Genomic DNA, 18,953 nt, shown 5'->3' with positions numbered 1-18,953 from the left:
TTTTTAAGGACTGCAAAAATAGTAATTTATTTTTTGGAAAGCCAACATTTATTTCATTGAATTTCTTTTTATTTCAGAACAGAGTATCGCGGTGGCAATGGCCACGTTTAATGATTCGGCATTTCCGGCCCTGGGAATGGTTACGGCGCTGGTTATCAATTGCTCAACCGGGGCGCTTATGCCGTTGCCTTCGTTGCCCATCACCAGCAGTCCTTCGGTACCAAAATTAGTATTGTACATGTTTTGTCCGTTGAGCATAGCGCCAAATATGGGCAGTTTAATCTGCGGCAGCACCGTTAACAGATCGGCATAATGTACGTTAACACGCGCCAGGGAGCCCATGGTAGCCTGCACTACTTTGGGATTATACACATCAACGGTATCTTCCGAGCAGATAATATCCTGTATGCCAAACCAATCGGCCGTACGGATAATGGTACCCATATTGCCCGGATCCTGTATGTTATCCAGCACCAGCGAAAACTTTTTTTCGAGCGCTTTATAATTTAATACCGGCCATATTGGTATCTTGACCAAACCAATTACCTCTTGCGGTGTTTTCAGGGAACTGATTTTTTGGATTTCATTTAATGAAATTTCCTGAAAGTTTATTTTTCGGGATAAATTCAGCAATTTTGGAGCAATTGCAGGGGTATGGTAAACAATATCAACCTGGTAAGCAGAGTTTATAAATTCCGTAACCGATTTGTAACCCTCAACCATAAATAAACCATGTTCCCTGCGAAACTTTTTATGTTGTAAGGATGATAATAAACTGATTTGTGATTTTGAAAGCATATATAAACCCTGCTGTTTTCCGCCTTACAATATTAAGTATTTTGCTGCTCATTATCGGATCGGGCTGCAGCAGTACCCGTGGTTTGAAAAAAGACCAGGTAATTGTACGCAAAATTACCATTAAAGGCATCGATAAAGAATTTGCCGAAGCTGCTGTAAATTATGTAGATAAGGAACAGCAACCCAATAACTGGCTTAACCTGCAATTTTATTATACCTTTAGTAAAAATGGCAAGCGTAATTTTGGCGAAGCCCCATCTATCCTGGATAGTAACCTGGTTGAGTTTTCCCGTTTCCAGATAGAAAAATACATCCAGAACCGCGGCTATCTGAAAGCCAAGGTAAAGGATAGCATTGTTGTAAAAAAACAAAAAGCCGAGCTGGTTTTTACCGCGCATGAGGGTCCTATGTTCAGGATTCGTAAGGTAACGGATAGCATTGCCGATAAAAACATAAAGAATTTATACAACGCCAACCGTAACAAAATATCCCATATTTCGCCCGGGGCGCGTTTTGATACCGATAGCCTGGCCCATGACCGGGATGAGCTTTACGCACTGATGAAACGGAACGGCTACTTTGATTTTTACAGGCAATACATCAGTTTTGATTACGACTCCACCTTTAACAGCAGTGTGGTTGATGTTAAAATGAATATTGATAACCCGGCCGGTAAAAAGGAACACCCGGTTTACACCATCAATAATACACTGATCACCATTTCGCGCAGTAACGGGCGTACCCCGGGTAAAGCCGATACCATACAGGTTGATTCGCAGTTCAGGTTTGTTGATTTCTCAGGGCGCTTTAAGCCACGCGTGGTAAAAGATTACACCTTTCAGCGTAAAGGCGATCTTTACAATGCCGATAACCAAACGCTTACAACTACCAGGCTTTCGGAATTAAGCGTGTTCCGTAACGTACCTAACCCTACTTACGAAAAACTGCCCGACAGTTCACACCGGCTCAATACCAAAATTGATATTGTGCCGCTCAAAAAAATGTCTGACCGGGTAGAAGGCGAGGTGCTGTTTAGCGGAGGCCGTTTTGGTTATAACGTAGGTACTACTTTTACTAATCGTAATCTGTTTAAACAAGCCGCTATATTACAGGTAAAATTAAACTGGAGTATTTTATTTGATAACGGACACAGTATCCAAAACCAGGAGTTGAGAGCGGGGGTTAGCCTCATTTATCCACGTATTTTAACACCTTTTGATTTTCCGCTGTTAGGTAAATTTGGTGTGCCGCATACCACCTTCTCCAGTAACTATTCCCTGTTTTATCAAAAAGACCTGGTTAGGCGCGAAAGCTTCATTAACTCCATTAGCTATGACTTTTTTGAAACCGGACGTAAGCAACATACCATTACGCCTATCAGTATTGAATTTTCACGAGGCATACTCGATCCGGCAGCCAGGGATACATTTATTAAACAAAACAGGCTTTCCTATGTAAAATTAATTGGTCGTACCACCTTTACAACGGGCAGCCAATATACATTTCAGTATAACGCGCTGGAGTTAAACTCTTATAAAAGCTTTACGTATTTCCGGGGTAGTTTGGATATTGGGGGTAATTTCCTGAACCTGGCTAGCAGCGTGTTCAATACACCCAGAGATGCGGATAATGAGCGTAAAATTTTTGGTTATACTTTTTCGCAATATGCCAAAACAGAACTGGATCTGCGTATTTACAAATCATTGGGAGATGAGCGGCAGTTTATATTCCGTATAAATCCGGGTATTGGTATCCCATATGGTAACAGTACCCAGTTGATATTCGAAAAAAACTTTTACACCGGTGGTGCCAACGATATCCGAGCCTGGCTGCCGCGCACATTAGGCCCGGGACAGTTTAATCGTGGTACTTTTTATGGTAATGATTACAATACCCGCGCAGGCCTGCAATACCTCGATCAGTTTGGGGAAATAAAAATAATAGGTAATGCCGAATACAGGTACACCCTTGCTAATAACTTCTGGGGAGCCAAATTAAAGGGAGCTATATTTATGGATGCCGGTAACGTGTGGCGTCTGGGCAAAAAGGCCGAAAATCCCGACGGGGAGTTCAGGTTTGACAACCTGCTGCAATCCACAGCTGTGGGTATTGGTACAGGTCTGCGGTTTGATCTCGGTTTCTTTATCTTCAGGCTCGATGCGGCATTTAAGTTTAAAGATCCGCAGTTTAACGGTTCCGATCAATGGGTGCTTGTTAAACACTTTGGGGAGTTATTTAGTGACGGGCCGTTTAAAAAGGCTTATTATCAAAACAATGCAACTGCCAAGGATAGCAATGGTAAAGTTACAAAAGGCGACAGCTATAACTTTATGCAGCTGAACTTTGGTGTAGGGCTGCCGTTTTAATTAATTATTGAATTACTGAGTTATTGAATTATTGATTGTTCCGATAACTGCTTTTTGCCTTCTGCTTTCAGCTTACCTAAAACATTCCCTTCAAGCCGTCAATAATGCTTTCAAAAAAGGTAGGCATGCTTAAGCCATTGTGATAGTTAAAGTATAGGAATATACAAAATATGACTACCGCTATAATAATAAATCGCTTAAACATATAGGCCAGCAACACCAATGCCAGCGGAATGGCTACCAGCAGTATCCAGCTGATATGGAGCGGACTTAGTTTAGTATCATGTTTATAAATGTAGTACAGGATGGCGTGTGTACCACTGTCGTTCATGTGTTTGGCATATAAAAAGGCCGAGCGATCGAGTTTGTGACGATAAAAGGCGGTCCCTTTTTCAAATTTCAGCTGTTCCTGGAAACCGTTCATCACAAAGGTAAATACACCGTTTACATCCTCCTGTATCACACCTGCGGTATCGGTAGCAACCACGGCTACCTCATCAACAGCAAAAGGGTTTTCTTTTATCACAAAGTGATTTATCGCTATCGATTTTGCGAAGCTAAAGCTATGAGCGGCTGCAATAAGGCTTAATAAAAGGAATAGTTTCTTCATTTTTTTAATTGGCCGGTTATGTTACCGTATAAAAATGTCCGCAATAAAAATAGTGTTTTAAAGCTGTCGGTTCAAGAAATATATACTTGCATTTAATGCCATAGTAAAACCTAACCAAAACAGATAAGATCGTAACAGCGGTGAGCCCATTTTGTTGAACGTTTAATTGCGTTAATAATTTACAATGCCGTTATGCAGGCTTTACCACTAAAATATTAAAATAGCTTAGCTTAGCGGCCATTGTAAATAGCGCTTAGTAAAAATGATCAAAGCATATAAATTATATACCGGGACCGACGGTAATTCGCACGTACAAACAGGTAGCGTAACCGAAGCCCAGTTTAACGAGGCCTCGGCTATCCGGTTTCAGGAATCGCCGCCACACTCATTCTTCGATTGGCATAATGCGCCTACCAATCAATATGTGATTACCCTGCTAGGTACATTGGAGTTTGAAACCCGTACCGGCGAAACCTTTATATTGAAACCAGGAGAAATACTGATAGCTACCGACACTACCGGCACGGCCCACAAATGGCGGCTGATTAATGACGAACCCTGGCGCCGCGTTTATGTAACATTTGAACAGGAAAACCAGGTGAACTTTATATCCGATGCTGAGTCGTAAGTGCTAAGAACTTAAAACTATTTCACCCTCACATAAGTATTACTATACCCGTCGCTGATAGATATATCATACAGGAACAAGGTATCATTTCTGATCAATAGAGACTGGTCATAAGAATTGCCCGTTTTGAATACATCAATAATGCTGTTACCGTATTTATAATTCCTGACAATGGAGAATTTGCCCTGCATAGCCACGGTATCTTTTCTGAAGAAATGAAAAGTGCTATCGGTACTAAATTGATATCGCTGGGTAAAACCGGTACTTTGCGGTGTTGAAGTAAATCCGCCTATACCACCTGTTGATTTAACCCATCGCCATTGCCCCATGATGGAAGTTGATGCCGGGAGTTTGCCCTTATTGCAGGAGCTTGCGCTGCATAATGCCAGCGCCACCAGCATTAAAAGAAAATGTTTCATACTGTAAGGTTTATATCACAAATTACGATGAGGATTGCTTAAACGATACACGCGGCTGATTTTAAACCATATAATTATTTGTATAAATGATACCTGTTTGTAAATTACACACAAAATATTTTTGTACACTCTGATACCATGATTATTGTTATTCAATGTAAAGACCAGGTTGGTTTGGTTGGCTCCATAGCTACCATATTGGCCCAACACCAGCTCAATATAGTTTCCATGCGCGAGCACGTAGATAAGGCCGAAAATATCTTTTTTGTACGCCTGGAAGTGGAGGATGGGGATACAAATGGTTTGGAGGATACATTGAAAGAGGTATTACCTGCCGGCGCCATTATATCGGTAAATCCTACCCCACATAAAAAAATAGTGGTAATGGTAACCAAAGAGTATCATTGCCTGGCCGATATATTGATACGTAATTATTTTAACACCCTGGGCGCAACGGTACAATGTGTCATTGGCAACCATGCCACCCTGCAGAAGATTTGCGAACGTTTTGATATGCCTTTTTACCACCTGTCGCATGAGCAATATGGCCGGGAAGAGCTGGAGCAACAAATGGCCGATGTGATACAACAATATGCCCCTGATTATATTGTGCTGGCCAAGTTTATGCGTATCCTGTCGCCGGCATTTGTGGCCCGCTTCCCTATGCGGATCATCAATATACACCATTCGTTTTTACCGGCATTTATCGGTGCCAATCCTTATAAACAGGCCTTTGAACGCGGAGTGAAATTGATTGGTGCTACAGCCCATTTTGTATCCAATGAGTTGGACGAAGGTCCTATCATTGCCCAGCAGATCATCCCGGTAAATCATTCATTTACGGCCGCTACCATGGTAAAAGCCGGTCAGGAAATTGAAACAGCAGTACTGGCCAATGCCCTGAAACTGGTTATTGAAGACCGCGTTTTTGTTTACGGGAACAAGACGGTTGTTTTTGGGTGATGATCAAATTATTGTAGAGGCGCAGCACAAGCGTCTCTTAATACTTACGAAGTTTTTAAAAACTTCGTAAGTCTGACCTTCTCAACGTTCAGCTTTGAAAATTTGGGCTGAAGCCATCTTAGGGTTTAACATTTAACCGTTGGCTAAAGCCAAACGGCAATGAATAAAAAGTAACATCACCCTGAAAGTTGGTAAAATTCATTGCCGTCCCATTTATGGGGCGGAAACGGTAAGCTTGAAAAGTGGCTTTAGCCGAATAATTTTTAGAGGAAATTTCCCTCTCGTTAACCTCTTTTTAATACGCAGGCTTTATTTTTACCGTCTACATATTTGTTAAAACTATCATGAAAAAAATCCTTCTTCTTCTTTTAGTCCTGTCTGTTGCCATCTGCACTACCGGCTTTGCCCAACAATTTACGGTGGCTACTTACAACATGCGTAATGATAATGCCAGCAATGACGATTCTGTACGCGGCAATGGCTGGAAACAGCGCCTACCCGTGATTGTAAAGCTGATACAATTTCATGACTTTGATATATTCGGCACACAGGAGTGTCTTATTCACCAGCTAAAAGGTCTTAAAGCCAGTATGCCCAATTATGCATATACCGGCATAGGCAGGGACGACGGTAAAACAGAAGGAGAATTTTCGGCTATTTTTTATAAAACCACCAAATTTAAGCTGTTGGCTCATGGCGATTTTTGGCTGGCTCCTGTTACCGACAAACCCAACAAGGGTTGGGATGCCGCTCTGCCGCGTATCTGTTCGTGGGGCTCGTTCCAGGAAATCAAAACAGGATACAAATTCTATTACTTTAACCTGCATATGGATCATATTGGCGTAGTGGCCCGCAGGGAGAGCGCTAAACTGGTTTTAACCAAGATCAAGGCCATCGCCGGTACGGCACCGGTTATATTTTCGGGAGATTTTAATGTGGATCAAACTTCTGATAGTTATGCGGTGATCAATACATCGGGAACTTTAAAGGATGCATATGAGTTGTCGCCTGTTAAATATGCCGAAAATGGTACGTTCAATGATTTTAACGCCAATACCAAAACTACATCACGTATCGACCATATATTTTTAACTAAAGATTTTACCGTAAAAAGGTACGGGATATTGACTGATAGTTATAGAGGAAAAACAAAAGGGGGAGATCAATACGAGGCCAAATTGCCGTCTGACCATTTCCCGGTAATGATAGTGGTGGATCATAAATGACCCACCACACCAGAGAGATATAGTTGATTAGTATAAGGCTTTTTATTCTACTACAAGCGTAGCGATGGAGTGCGGCAAGCTGGTTGTTTTAGCGGCTTTGCCTTTTATCCATAAATAGTATTCAATTTTTTCGTCGGTTTTATTCATGACCACAACTGCCAGTTTACCATCGGTATTCAGGTAAGCGGTAGTTAATAGTTTATCCCTGCTGGCTACCGCGCTTACGCGTTTGGCACCTGGGCGGATAAATTTAGAGAATTGGCCCAGGTAATAGTAGGAGCTGGTGTAAATGAGGTTACCACTTTGCGTATCGGCATGTACAGGAGCAAAGCAATAGTTGCCTACGTGGTTTGGTCCGCCTTTTTCATCAAGTAAGATGTTCCAGTCGGTCCAGGCTACGGTGCCTGCGTTAAAATCATTAATCATGGATAGGCCATATCTTTCGCCCAGTGCCCAGTCGTTAATTTTGGCAAAATCATACTTTTCTATACAGCCTTCTGTAAAGATCAGGTTTTTATCAGGGAATGATTCATGTACGCGGCGGGTACTTTCGAATTGCTGACCGGCACCGGTCCAGGTTTCATACCAGTGGAAACCTATACCCCAAATGTATTTGGCTGCTTCCGGGTCCTCTAAAATGGTGCTGGCACGCTGATAAAGCAAATCGCGGTTATGATCCCAAACAATCAGTTTTTTATCGGCCATGCCTTGTTTGTGCAGGGTTGGACCCAGGAAGTTCTTTACAAAATCGCGTTCTTCATCGGCAGTAAACATGCACGACTCCCAGCTTTGTTTAGCCATAGGTTCGTTCTGTACCGAAAGGCCCCACACCGGGATGCCTTCTTTTTCGTAGGCTTTGATAAACTTCACAAAGAAATTAGCCCAACTTTGATCGAATTCTGGTTTTAATTTGCCGCCATGCAATACGTCGTTATTATCTTTCATAAAAGCCGGAGGACTCCATGGCGAAACAAACAGGGTTAATTTACCGCCTGCTGCAGCCATAGCCGCTTTGATAAAAGGGATACGGTAAGTTTTATCATGACTGATGTCGAACGTTTTCAGGTCGGCGTCACCTTCTTTTACGTAGCTATAACTCGCGCTCGAAAAATCGCAACTTTGAATATTGGTACGGGCCACAGTATAACCAATGCCTTTGTCTTTATCGTAATAAGCGGTTAAAAATTCCTTTTGTTTATCTTTTGGCAGCTTGGCAAACACCTCGGCCGATGCATCGGTTAAGGCGCCACCCACGCCCAGCATGGTTTGGAATGTTTTAGCGGGATCAACAAAAACAGAAACCTCGGTTTCGGCAGGCTGTGGTTTATCGGTAAACTGAAGAGTTTCGGTTGGGGTAAGCTTATAGCCCGCTTCTTTTTCAGATACAATTACCTTTACCGATTTATTGCTTACAGAAAACGGAGCTGTACCCTGGGCATTTACAGAGCCAGCTTTTACAAGGCCGCCTGCAATAAAACAGGCAATTAAAAATTTTTTCTTCATGGATTTATATAATAGAATACCGGGTTTGAATAACGCTGAAAATGGACGTTTCCGGCAATCCAAATTTATTAAAGTTAATGACAATAAAGCAAAAAGACTTGTATAAATAATTGATTTATAATCACTTGATATGAAATTGATACGCTTTAATACCGAGCCTGTTTAGCGGTAAAAAATCTCATAATCAGGCTGTTCCGATCGGGGCTGTCGGCTCTGAATTAAATTTTGATGCGCTTAGATACAAATTTTGATTGCAATTAAATTAGGCCTTTTTATAGCGTAATAGTCTATCATATGACATCAAGCCCAAGCCTTAGTGAGCAATAACATGAAGCATAGTCGACTCACCCCGCTACGCTTCGCGTGCGACCCTCTCTCCGGCTTCGCCGCAAAGAGGGTTAAGAAAATAAGAAAGGGAAATCCCCTCTTTCCGCCGCAGGCGAAGAGAGGGGTGACGAGCGCAGCGATGTCGGGGTGAGTTGATACCGCGTTCAATTCTTGTCTCTTGTCTAATCATGGGCTATTACTTTTGTAAAAGGGATCACATGTATTTGTACCAGTTGTCAAGTAAAGCACCATTCTCATATATTTCTATATCATGATCTCCCTTGCTTTCAGGAAATAATTGCAGACCATTTTCTTTGCCTGAAATTCTTACTACCCATGAAAATTCCATCACGCAATTAATAGCTATAAATTTGATCGAATTCCCGGGCTCAACCATAAATATGATTGCTTCGGGTTCTAATTGAATTTCCAGAAGATCGTCATCTTCCCACAAAAAAAACTCGATGATATGACCGTTAGTGCTCGGGATTTCTGTATTCATTATTTTTTAGCCTTAATCTCTTCCTCTATCCGCAGGCTTTCTTTATGGATGGCATTCATCAGTTCCGTTACAAAAGTTTCTGATAAGCCTTCTTTTTTACCGGCTTCAATACTTTTTTCAATCACCTGTTTAAAACGATCGGCCTGCAATGCGGGGATATTGTTTTGTGCTTTGTAAACACCAATTTCTTTTACCACTCTTTCGCGTTCGCCCAGTAAAGCTATCAGTGCTTTATCAAGCGAATCTATTTTTTTGCGGCTTACCTGCAGGGTTTGGTCGTTGCCTTTGGAAGTTTTCATTGGTGCTGTTTGTGCGCTAACTAAACTATAACTGAACAGGGATACTAATAATAAGCCAAATGCGCGGCTGTACAATTTTATTTTCATGTCTTTTTAACCTATAAACCCGCTAATTATTATCAATGTTTTCAATTATGCATAAAATGACATGGGCAATTGGATTTTAAAAGCAGACGTCATGCCGAATTTATTTCGGCATCTCACGTGTAGGTAAACACATGATAGGTCTGCAACAGAGAAATCTTAGATCTAACAAGCGTGAATATCCTGTGGGATGCCGAAATAAATTCGGCATGACGTGCGTTTTTTTAGCTTTTATGCCTCATCGCCCATCGGCGTTGTGCCCGTGTTTAATCATGTCTTTAACTGCCTGGGCTAAAAATTCCTTATCTCCATCATTAAGCATGGTTTGTTTCCCGCCATCGTTTACTTCGTAGGTGATTTTTCCGTAGTGATCGCTCTCGGCAATGAGTTGCTTGCCATCCCGCGAATATTTTACATAGCCGTTAGGCGAAATGCTTTGAATACCGGTACCATCGGCGGTGAAAAAGGTTTGCCCTACATATTCTATTTTTACGGTGGTACCATTGCCATTTTCCATGATAGTGGTATGCCTCTTTCCAAACCTGCAGGCGGTTACTGATAAAAGGATACCAATAGCTGCGATTAATTGTAGTTTTTTCATAATATAAATTTTTAATGATTTAAAAGTTGTTGATTTTCCTGTAAAGACACTAGCCTGATGAGCCCGACGCTTAAACCTACGAACCATACTGACCAGCCCAAATGCACAAATCGTTGAATAAGGCCTGGGTAGGTATTCTGAAATGCGGGCACAAAACGTAAAAATATCAGCATCATCAGCGCCAGGCTTATTACAGATGTTAACCGTACAGATACCAGCTCCCGCCTTCCCCGCCATAAAATGACTACCAGCAGTGTGCCTACATAAAACAATAAAAAAACCGGGCCGGAAGCCGAATGCAGATGATTTCCTGCATGATACATGGCAGCCCATCCCATCATAAAAGTGAATGCTGGCAAAGTAAATACTGGTAGTAGGTTAAGCCCTAGTTGTTTGCAAGCTCCGTATACGCCCATTATAAAAAACATACTTAAAATGGCGCTGAACATAGTAAGGGTAGCCATTAAAGGTTCAGACCGGGTACCCGTGGCACCAAGTTCGCTGATGGTGTCGCTCAGATGGTTATAATTTCCATGAATAAAACCGCAAAGGAGGGTTGATACCCAAAAAACTATGGGAATAATAATGCCGGTGTATAGTAACATTTTGATGTTCATGATAGTAGTGAGGTTAAAATCGAAACAAATATATATAAAACATGGTACTATACAATGCATAGTACTGTATATTTTTTTGTTAATTATGATGCAACCTAATGGTGTAAATGTGGGTCATATAACTGCGTGTATACTAAATGAATAGCGTAAATGGCTCAAAAGCGGACGGCCTGTACGAATCCGAACAGGTTAATATTTGCTAGATGTTGTTAATTTGCTGAAAATCAAATTTTTATGATAGTGGCATGCGTTTTATTATAAAATAAGCTCTACCTAATTAATTAAGCTGTTGTCAAATGAACATGGAAGACCATATCTGGCACCTGGTGATAAAAAAGCTAACTCATGAAGCATCTGAACAGGAGCTACAGGAGTTAGATGAACTGCTTAAAGAAAACCCGGAGATTAATGGCAGCGTAAAACTCATGCTCAAATGGTGGCAACCCGAAACGGATCATACGGAAGAGGAACACAGCTATTTTCTTTTTAAAAAGATCCTAAGCCGGATTAGAGAAGTTGAAGCGAAATCTTCGATAACTAAGCCCCATAAAGAAACAGAGACCGGCAGTCGTGAGCTGGGTTTTAAAAAAAAAGTACCAAGCGATCCAATTAATTATTTCGTAAGCCATATTACTATGATAAAGAATTATTTAAAAATTGCGGTAAGACAGTTGCTCAAACAAAAAATGTACGCGGCTATCAAAGTTGGGGGCTTTGCGCTGAGCATTGCTGCCTGTTTGCTTATTGCCCTGTATATACGTGAAGAATTGAGCTTTGATAAAAGCTATCCGGATGCCAATCGTATTTACAGGATTGTAGGGCAATACAATTTTGATAATATTCATGAAAAAGGAGTTGATTGGCCGGCCGTGATGGGCAAAACAATGAAATCTGATTTTCCCGAGATAGAACAGTTTGGCAGGTTGATGCCAAATTCGCTTTTCTGGGGTGCGGGCAGCAATGAATTGAAACGGAGCGATGCAGCCGAAAATACACATGAGGAGGGTTTCGCCTATGCCGATCAGTCGCTGCTTGATATATTGAAACTGCCTATGGCTTATGGCGACGCTGCGCACGCGCTTACCGAGCCCCTAACCATGGTGCTATCAAAAAGTAAGGCTGATAAATATTTTCCGGGTCAAAACCCTGTTGGCAAGGTCATGTACCTTAATAATAATAAGAGTAAACCGTACAAAATTGGCGCGGTAATGCAGGATATCCCGGTGACGTCACACTTGCATCAATTTGATTTTTTATTGACGCTTGCCGGTGTTGAGTTTTGGAACGGCGAACAGACTACCTGGCAGGCCAGTAATTATCACATTTATGTTACCCTAAAACCAGGGACTAATGTTGCCCGGTTTAACCAAAAGGTAACCGATGGGATAATTAATAATTATTATATCCCTGATATGATCAAGAACGGGGATAAAAACGCTTCGAAAATTAAAAATGCGTTAAGCATGCGTGCCCAGAATATTGAAGATATCAACCTGCGATCATATGATATTCATGATGGGATGTCACATGGCGATATCCGCTTTATTTGGTTGTTTGGTGCTGTGGCTGGTTTTATATTAGTTATAGCCTGTATCAATTTTATCAATCTTTCTACCGCCAAATCGGCCAATCGCGCTAAAGAGGTTGGTTTACGTAAGGTGGTTGGCTCACAACGCAGTGGTCTTATCAGCCAGTTCCTTACCGAATCATTATTATACAGCTTTTTTTCTTTTGCCTTGGGTTTAGTACTGGCGATTATATTATTGCCTTATTTTAATATGCTTGCCTCCAAATCATTAACTATACCCTGGCAGCAGTGGTGGTTGTTGCCCACCGTATTGGTATCAGCTGTTATTATTGGAATAGTTGCGGGAATTTATCCGGCATTTTATCTATCCGGCTTTAAACCCGCCGAAGTATTGAAAGGCAAACTAAGTTCGGGCAGTAAAAGTTCTGGCTTACGTAACGGGCTGGTAGTTTTCCAATTTACTACATCTATTATCTTAATCATCAGTACGTTTATTATCTACAACCAGATGCAATTCATCCTCAATAAAAAAGTGGGGTTCGAGAAAGATCAGGTGGTGATGATTCAAGGTACCAATACCCTGGATAATGAGGTGAAGAATTTTAAAGATGAGTTATTGAAGCTGCAGGCAGTAAAAAGCGTATCCGTTAGTGATTTTTTACCGGTAGCCGGTACAAAACGTAATGGAAACGAATTTTTTAATGAAGGCAGGGTTAAAATAGATGCCGGAGTTGGCGGCCAGTTTTGGGATATTGATGAAGATTATATCAAAACTTTTGGTATGAAGCTGGTGGCCGGCAGGAATTTTAACCCCGGCATGAAAACCGATTCACAGGCTGTGATCATTAATCAAACCATGGCCAAAAAGCTCAACCTCAAGAATCCGATAGGTAAACGGATTGTGAATTATGGCGCTCCTAAGGCAATCATAGGCGTGGTTCAGGATTTTAATTTTGAATCGTTACGGGATGGAATAGAGCCTTTGGTAATGCATTTAAGTAACAGCAATTCCATTGTATCGGTAAAAGTAAAAACCGGCGATATGAAAAATACGCTGGCAGAAATCACCAGAACCTGGAAAAGCTTTTCGCCTAATCAACCTATACGTTACACTTTTATGGATGAGCGTTTTGCCAACATGTACGCCGATGTACAACGCATGGGGCGCATATTTACCAGTTTTGCCATACTGGCTATTATTATAGCCTGCTTGGGCCTGTTTGCCCTGGCTGCCTATATGGCCGAACAACGGAGCAAGGAGATCGGTATTCGCAAGGTGCTGGGTGCTAGTATTGGCAATATCACTACGCTGTTGTCCCTCAATTTTATAAAGCTGGTATTTATTGCCATTATCATCGCATCGCCCATAGCCTGGTGGGCCATGACCAAGTGGTTGCAGGATTTTACCTACCGCATTCCTATTGGCTGGGGGGTATTTGTATTTGCCGGGACAGTTGCCATCGGTATCGCATTATTAACAGTGAGTTTTCAATCTATCAAGGCAGCAATCGCTAATCCCGTTAAAAGCCTCAGAAGCGAATAGCCCATCTTAGCCTGTCATAAAAAAACAGCCCCGATTTTTATCGGGGCTGTTCTGTTTTTATTTGTTAATGCTGATTAAAAGCCCGGGTTATTAGGCAATAATTTTGGATTAACATCTGTTTCCTGTTTTGGTAAAGGGAACAATAATTGTTTTTCTGAATATGTAGCGTTGAATACGGTTTTGTGACCTACAAAATTATCCCAGTTACCGGTAACATCGTTATGTATTTTGCGGGTGCGGATCATATCAAACCACATTTTATTTTCAAAGCAAAGCTCAAAATAACGCTGCAGCCATACTTCTTTCTCAAACGCGTCTTGTGACAATGCACCAATCGGAGCCAGGGTAGCCCTTGCACGGATCTGGTTTACATACTGAACAGCATTGGCATTTGGTGAGCCTTCGGCACGGTTTGATGCTTCGGCATACATTAACATCACATCGGCCAAACGGTAAATGGTATAGTTCAGATCTGACTTGATGGTGTTGGTAACCGCATTTACATCAAACCATTTGTAGATGTAATGATTTTTAAAGGTGATGGTTTGTCCGGTTTTAGCGCTTGGGTAGCTGGTGTAAAAGAACTGCTTTTCGGCAGCACGTTTATCACCTGCAGCAAATGAAGCAATAAACTGATCTGTAGGCCAAACTGAACCATACTCATCAGAGTATTTAGAAATACCTGAGAAGTTAGGGATGGTAAGTGCAGTAAGTGGGTTGGTTGTAGGAACCGAAGCCGCATACTGTACCTGAAAAATAAACTCCTGACTGTTTTTATTGCTCGGAACAATCATATCGGTATAATTCGGGAACAGGGTGTATCCGCCATTCTGAATTACATCCAATGAACGTTTTGCCGATTCTGCATAATTTGCGGCGCCACCGTTTATAGCAGCTCCGGCGTAAGTTAAATAAACATCGGCCAGCAATGATTTTATAGCAGCCATAGTTACTTTACCTGATGGATCTTTCCATGGCAAGGTTGATTTTTCGGCGGCAAGCAAATCCGGAATAATGATTTCATCATAAATTTGCTTAGCTGGTGTGCGCGGCAAATTCAAATTCAGATCCTTAGGTGGTTCGGTTACTTTAACCACAGCACCATACATACGTACCAGGTAAAAGTAATACAGGGCACGTAGGGTGCGCACCTCGGCTACCATATTTGTTTTATCAGCATCGGCTAAACCAGAGGCGTTAATGGTTGGTATTTTTTGTATAGCCAGGTTACATGCACCAATACCCAGATACATTTGTTGCCACCAGGTATCAAAATAAAATGAGGTATTGCTGTAAGTAAGCGTTTGGAAACTTACAAACCCGGTTTGGCCCAGGTCGCTGTTTGCCTTACCAGTCATAAACTCCATCAGGTTCCAGGTGTTACCACCGTATGAGCCGGATTGCCCGGTAAGTAAACCTCCAAGGTTTTGATAACCCGCGTTGGCAAAGGCCCGGGCTACTTTCGCGCTCGAAAGATCAGAATTTGGACCTAAAAAAGAGGTAGGCTTTTCTTCCAGGAACTTTTTGCATGAGCATGAAAGCAACATGCACGATACGATTAATATATTTTTTAATGTTTTCATTTTAATGCGATTTATTAGATGATTTCTATTATACCCTTCATTGCTATTATTCTGTCTGTTTTGATCATATCGCCAATTTTTAGAATCCTACCTGTACGCCAAGGTTCCATATACGCGGACGTGGGTTAGCGAAGAAATCTATATTTTGTGAAAATGCCGAGTTTGAACCATATCCCTGGTTAAATGTATCAACCTCAGGATCGTAGCCGGTATATTTAGTGATCACGAACGCGTTTTGAACGCTTGCATAGATGCGTAAGCGGCTCATGTGCACACGTTGTAACATAGCAGTTGGGAAGGTATAACCTAATACAAAGTTTTGACCGCGTATGAATGAACCATCCTCTACCCACCAGGTATCAAAGTGCGAATCCTGTGCATATTTGTAATTACGCACCTGTGATATCATGGTATTCTGGTTGTTTGGAGTCCAGCCATTTAATACAGTTTTTAAGCTGTTTGAAATGGTTTGCCTGTCTTCGGATGAGTGTTTGAAGTTAGCTGCGGTATTTACGCCTTCAACAAAGCGGATGTCGAAAGAGAAATCCCAATGTTTGTACCTGAAACTGCTGCTGAAAGTACCTGTCCATTTTGGATAAGCACGACCAATGATGCTGTAATAGTTACTGCCATCGGCGTTGTAGATATACTTTCTGTCGCCGGCTTTTAAACCATGTTTGGCGGCTTCGGCAATATCGGCAGGCGAATCGCTATAAGTACCCACACGGGTCATACCGTAGAAAGAACCCAATGGCTGACCCACACGGATCACATAGTTTTGACCCAGGAAGTTAGGGCCAGGGAATATATCGGCACCACCATCATTCAATTTGGTTACTTTGTTTTTGTTGGATGCAAATATGAAATTGGTTGTCCATTCAAAATCAGAGGTTCTAACGTTCACGGTGTTCAGCGCAAGCTCAATACCGGTGTTTCTAACCGAACCAACGTTTTTGTAAACGTTTGCAGTGGTAAAACCTGCAGACCATGGAATAGGTGTCTGTAACAACAGGTCGCTGGTGTTTTTGATGTAGAAATCAGCATTCAGGTTTATCCTGTCGTTAAACAATCCCAGTTCCACACCACCATCTACCATTTTGGTTCTTTCCCATTTCAAATCGGGGTTGCCCAAATAGGCTGGTAATAAAGATATCTGTGCGGCACCATTCAAAACAGTTTGACCTGTTCCGTATTGTGCAAGTGAACGATAGTTACCAATTTCCTGGTTACCAGTTATACCGTAGCTAGCCCTTAGCTTTAAGTTAGAAACAGATTTGCTGTTTTTCAGGAAATCTTCCTGAGATACGCGCCATGCCGCACCCACTGAAGGGAAGAATGAGAATTTGTTTTTTGTACTGAACCTGGATGATCCGTCATAACGACCTGTTGCGGTGAACAGGTATTTTTCATCAATGTTATAACTGATACGGCCGTAGTAGGAGTTTAATGAATTGCTTTCATCCTGTGATTCATTGGCGCTTTTTACAGAACCTGCTTGTTGATAATGATACTGGAAAAAATCATCAATAAAGTTTTGCGTTTCTGATCTTACCCTTTCATACCCGTTTCTGTTAAAAGAGATACCCGCCAAGGCAGTGAACCTTTGGTGATCATTGATCTTTTTGTTCCAGGTAAGGTAGTTTTCTGTTTGCCAGAAATAGTTTTGGTAAGCATTGATATTAGCAACACCACCCTGATCGGCAGATAAGTGCTGCAGGGCTAATGATGAGTAGAAATTGTTTTTTTGTGAGCTCAGGTTGTAACCGAAATCTGTTTTAAAATCAAGCTCTTTTGATATCTTAAACTGGAAGTATACGTTACCCAACATTTGCATGTTATTGTTAAGCGTATAACGCTCATTGGCAATTTGGATAGGGTTTGGCGCGCCTTCAAGGCCGGCTATATCAAAATTACCCGCCCAGTTTCCATTAGGATATTTTATAGGTACAATAGGTACTTCTTCGGTAACTGCACGGGGTACGTTCAAACTTCCGTTACCATCGGTTACCAAACGCTGACGGCTGCTGATAAGGTTAATGCTACCACCAATTTTTAACCAGTCTTTAACATCGTTATCCATAGTCATTTTAATGGAATAGCGTTTAAAGGCCGATGTAGGTGTTAAGCCGTGTTGGTTAAGATACCCTAATGATAAGCTGTAAACTGATTTTTCGCTACCGCCCTGAATATTCAATTGGTGGCTTTGTGAAAAAGAAGGTTTGTAGGTTTCTTTTTCCCAGTTGGTATCATACTTAGGTGTATTGTCTGGATTAAACAGCAGCGGGAAATTGGCGTAGTTTAATGCTTTTGCCGGTGTTTGTACCGCGCCGGTAGGATCAAATTTGGCCCCGTTTGCAAATGATTGGTTGTAAATGTCTATGAATTCTTTAGAGTTAAGTGTTGGTACGTGACGGTAAAGCTCGCTGATGTTTGCGTTGGCATCGTAGCTAATGGTAGCAGGGCCTTTTTTACCACGTTTGGTGGTTACCATGATAATACCATTAGCACCACGCACACCATAAATAGCTGTTGATGATGCATCTTTTAAAACTTCAATAGAAGCGATGTCATTAGGGTTGATAGAGTTAGGATCAACACCTACCACACCGTCTACCACGTAAACCGGGTCGATATTGGAGTTGATGGAACCGATACCCCTGATACGTACTTTTGCTCCCGCACCTGGTGCATTGCTGTTAACGCTTACGTCAACACCGGCCACTTTACCCTGTAAAGCCTGGGTTAAGTTAGGTACTGGTTTGTCAAGCAATTGATCGGCTTTAATAGTAGTTACGGCACCGGTAAGGTCAGATTTTTTTGCCGTACCATAACCAATAACCACTACCTCATTCAGGCCGCTGGCTATTTCTTTTAGTTGAATATTAATGGTGCTTCTGCCATCGGCACCTACTTCCTGGCTGGCAAAACCGGTATAGGAGAATATTAAAACAGCATTAGCATTTGGTAAGGAGATGCTGTAGTTTCCACTAACATCGGTTACGGTACCGCTTGATGTACCTTTTATTTTTATGCTTACAGCAGGTAAAGGCGAGTTGTCTTGCGCACTGGTAACCTTTCCGCTAATTTTTATCTGTGCCATGGCCTGCAGGGAAAGCAGGGTGAACAGGATCGAGTAAATAAGGCTTTTCTTCATAACGTTAATTAATAATTTAAGAATTGATTCTTTAGGGGAGGAATATCCCTATGGATATAAAAGGACGGCTCACGATTAAGGGGGCTGATGGTATGCGGGAAGGGAACCCTTAAAAAAGGGCAAAACAATCCACGCTACCTTTATGGTATTATTTTTTTTCATGAAATTTATTTTAATAAGTGGTTTCTAAAGTTGTACGCTA

Annotated in this window: 15 protein-coding genes; 5 read left to right on the top strand and 10 right to left on the bottom strand. The window is 41.6% G+C overall.

The genetic code is table 11. The features are described from left to right. Positions 1-48: 48 nt before the first annotated feature. A complete protein-coding gene (locus tag G7092_RS14720; protein WP_166090534.1) occupies positions 49-798 on the bottom strand; it encodes a TrmH family RNA methyltransferase in 750 nt (249 codons plus the stop codon). Between G7092_RS14720 and tamL the strand changes: the two genes are divergently transcribed. Beyond that, positions 789-3,164 carry a translocation and assembly module lipoprotein TamL gene (gene tamL / locus G7092_RS14715; RefSeq protein WP_166090533.1) on the top strand — a complete coding sequence of 792 codons (2,376 nt, stop codon included), beginning with the start codon at positions 789-791 and terminating at the stop codon, positions 3,162-3,164. The two genes, G7092_RS14720 and tamL, sit on opposite strands and share 10 nt — an antisense overlap. Before the next feature lie 76 nt (positions 3,165-3,240). Here the strand turns inward: tamL and G7092_RS14710 are convergent, their stop codons facing one another. Further along, positions 3,241-3,774 (bottom strand): hypothetical protein, encoded by a 534-nt coding sequence (locus G7092_RS14710; protein WP_166090532.1) that lies wholly within the window; start codon positions 3,772-3,774, stop codon positions 3,241-3,243. A gap of 262 nt (positions 3,775-4,036) precedes the next feature. On the opposite strand from G7092_RS14710, the gene G7092_RS14705 reads away from it, so the two are divergent. Continuing rightward, entirely contained in the window at positions 4,037-4,402 is a 366-nt protein-coding gene (locus G7092_RS14705) for a cupin domain-containing protein (RefSeq protein WP_166090531.1), read from the top strand. Positions 4,403-4,419: 17 nt separating this feature from the next. On the opposite strand, the gene G7092_RS14700 is transcribed toward G7092_RS14705, so the two are convergent. Further along, positions 4,420-4,821: a hypothetical protein gene (locus tag G7092_RS14700; protein ID WP_166090530.1), complete on the bottom strand. Its 402-nt coding sequence runs from the start codon at positions 4,819-4,821 to the stop codon at positions 4,420-4,422. Positions 4,822-4,959: 138 nt separating this feature from the next. Between G7092_RS14700 and purU the strand changes: the two genes are divergently transcribed. Beyond that, a complete protein-coding gene (gene purU, locus G7092_RS14695) occupies positions 4,960-5,784 on the top strand; it encodes a formyltetrahydrofolate deformylase (RefSeq protein ID WP_166090529.1) in 825 nt (274 codons plus the stop codon). Positions 5,785-6,128: 344 nt separating this feature from the next. After that, positions 6,129-7,010 (top strand): endonuclease/exonuclease/phosphatase family protein, encoded by an 882-nt coding sequence (locus G7092_RS14690; RefSeq protein ID WP_166090528.1) that lies wholly within the window; start codon positions 6,129-6,131, stop codon positions 7,008-7,010. A gap of 42 nt (positions 7,011-7,052) precedes the next feature. Here the strand turns inward: G7092_RS14690 and G7092_RS14685 are convergent, their stop codons facing one another. The 5 genes from G7092_RS14685 to G7092_RS14665 all read right to left on the bottom strand — a co-directional run bounded on the left by G7092_RS14685 (position 7,053) and on the right by G7092_RS14665 (position 10,943). Beyond that, the gene (locus tag G7092_RS14685) at positions 7,053-8,513 is read right to left on the bottom strand and encodes a glycoside hydrolase family 30 protein (RefSeq protein WP_166090527.1); all 1,461 of its coding nucleotides are present in this window, start codon (positions 8,511-8,513) and stop codon (positions 7,053-7,055) included. Between the two features lie 541 nt (positions 8,514-9,054). Then, positions 9,055-9,342 (bottom strand): hypothetical protein, encoded by a 288-nt coding sequence (locus tag G7092_RS14680; protein ID WP_166090526.1) that lies wholly within the window; start codon positions 9,340-9,342, stop codon positions 9,055-9,057. Next, entirely contained in the window at positions 9,342-9,728 is a 387-nt protein-coding gene (locus G7092_RS14675) for a chorismate mutase (protein WP_166090525.1), read from the bottom strand. The genes G7092_RS14680 and G7092_RS14675 overlap by 1 nt, the downstream gene beginning before the upstream one ends. Positions 9,729-9,963: 235 nt before the next feature. Further along, the gene (locus tag G7092_RS14670) at positions 9,964-10,326 is read right to left on the bottom strand and encodes a hypothetical protein (protein ID WP_166090524.1); all 363 of its coding nucleotides are present in this window, start codon (positions 10,324-10,326) and stop codon (positions 9,964-9,966) included. Positions 10,327-10,337: 11 nt separating this feature from the next. After that, positions 10,338-10,943, bottom strand: coding sequence for a DUF998 domain-containing protein (locus G7092_RS14665; RefSeq protein WP_166090523.1), 606 nt, complete (start codon positions 10,941-10,943; stop codon positions 10,338-10,340). Positions 10,944-11,239: 296 nt separating this feature from the next. On the opposite strand from G7092_RS14665, the gene G7092_RS14660 reads away from it, so the two are divergent. Then, positions 11,240-14,014, top strand: coding sequence for an ABC transporter permease (locus G7092_RS14660; RefSeq protein ID WP_235953829.1), 2,775 nt, complete (start codon positions 11,240-11,242; stop codon positions 14,012-14,014). Between the two features lie 74 nt (positions 14,015-14,088). On the opposite strand, the gene G7092_RS14655 is transcribed toward G7092_RS14660, so the two are convergent. Next, positions 14,089-15,597, bottom strand: coding sequence for a RagB/SusD family nutrient uptake outer membrane protein (locus tag G7092_RS14655; protein WP_166090522.1), 1,509 nt, complete (start codon positions 15,595-15,597; stop codon positions 14,089-14,091). A 79-nt stretch (positions 15,598-15,676) separates the two neighbouring features. Then, on the bottom strand, positions 15,677-18,751 hold the full coding sequence (locus tag G7092_RS14650; RefSeq protein ID WP_166090521.1) for a SusC/RagA family TonB-linked outer membrane protein: 3,075 nt from the start codon (positions 18,749-18,751) through the stop codon (positions 15,677-15,679). Between the last annotated feature and the right edge of the window lie 202 nt (positions 18,752-18,953).

The sequence above is a fragment of the Mucilaginibacter inviolabilis genome (assembly GCF_011089895.1).
Classification (GTDB): domain Bacteria; phylum Bacteroidota; class Bacteroidia; order Sphingobacteriales; family Sphingobacteriaceae; genus Mucilaginibacter; species Mucilaginibacter inviolabilis.
The sequence above is the reverse complement of the archived record's forward strand: the minus strand, read 5'-3'. Positions and strand labels throughout refer to the sequence as shown.

Coding starts and splice junctions, on each gene's coding strand:
- G7092_RS14720 (WP_166090534.1), bottom strand. CDS start 798: ATGCTTTCAAAATCACAAATCAGTTTATTATCATCCTTACAACATAAA.
- G7092_RS14710 (WP_166090532.1), bottom strand. CDS start 3,774: ATGAAGAAACTATTCCTTTTATTAAGCCTTATTGCAGCCGCTCATAGC.
- G7092_RS14705 (WP_166090531.1), top strand. CDS start 4,037: ATGATCAAAGCATATAAATTATATACCGGGACCGACGGTAATTCGCAC.
- G7092_RS14700 (WP_166090530.1), bottom strand. CDS start 4,821: ATGAAACATTTTCTTTTAATGCTGGTGGCGCTGGCATTATGCAGCGCA.
- purU (WP_166090529.1), top strand. CDS start 4,960: ATGATTATTGTTATTCAATGTAAAGACCAGGTTGGTTTGGTTGGCTCC.
- G7092_RS14690 (WP_166090528.1), top strand. CDS start 6,129: ATGAAAAAAATCCTTCTTCTTCTTTTAGTCCTGTCTGTTGCCATCTGC.
- G7092_RS14685 (WP_166090527.1), bottom strand. CDS start 8,513: ATGAAGAAAAAATTTTTAATTGCCTGTTTTATTGCAGGCGGCCTTGTA.
- G7092_RS14680 (WP_166090526.1), bottom strand. CDS start 9,342: ATGAATACAGAAATCCCGAGCACTAACGGTCATATCATCGAGTTTTTT.
- G7092_RS14675 (WP_166090525.1), bottom strand. CDS start 9,728: ATGAAAATAAAATTGTACAGCCGCGCATTTGGCTTATTATTAGTATCC.
- G7092_RS14670 (WP_166090524.1), bottom strand. CDS start 10,326: ATGAAAAAACTACAATTAATCGCAGCTATTGGTATCCTTTTATCAGTA.
- G7092_RS14665 (WP_166090523.1), bottom strand. CDS start 10,943: ATGAACATCAAAATGTTACTATACACCGGCATTATTATTCCCATAGTT.
- G7092_RS14660 (WP_235953829.1), top strand. CDS start 11,240: ATGAACATGGAAGACCATATCTGGCACCTGGTGATAAAAAAGCTAACT.
- G7092_RS14655 (WP_166090522.1), bottom strand. CDS start 15,597: ATGAAAACATTAAAAAATATATTAATCGTATCGTGCATGTTGCTTTCA.
- G7092_RS14650 (WP_166090521.1), bottom strand. CDS start 18,751: ATGAAGAAAAGCCTTATTTACTCGATCCTGTTCACCCTGCTTTCCCTG.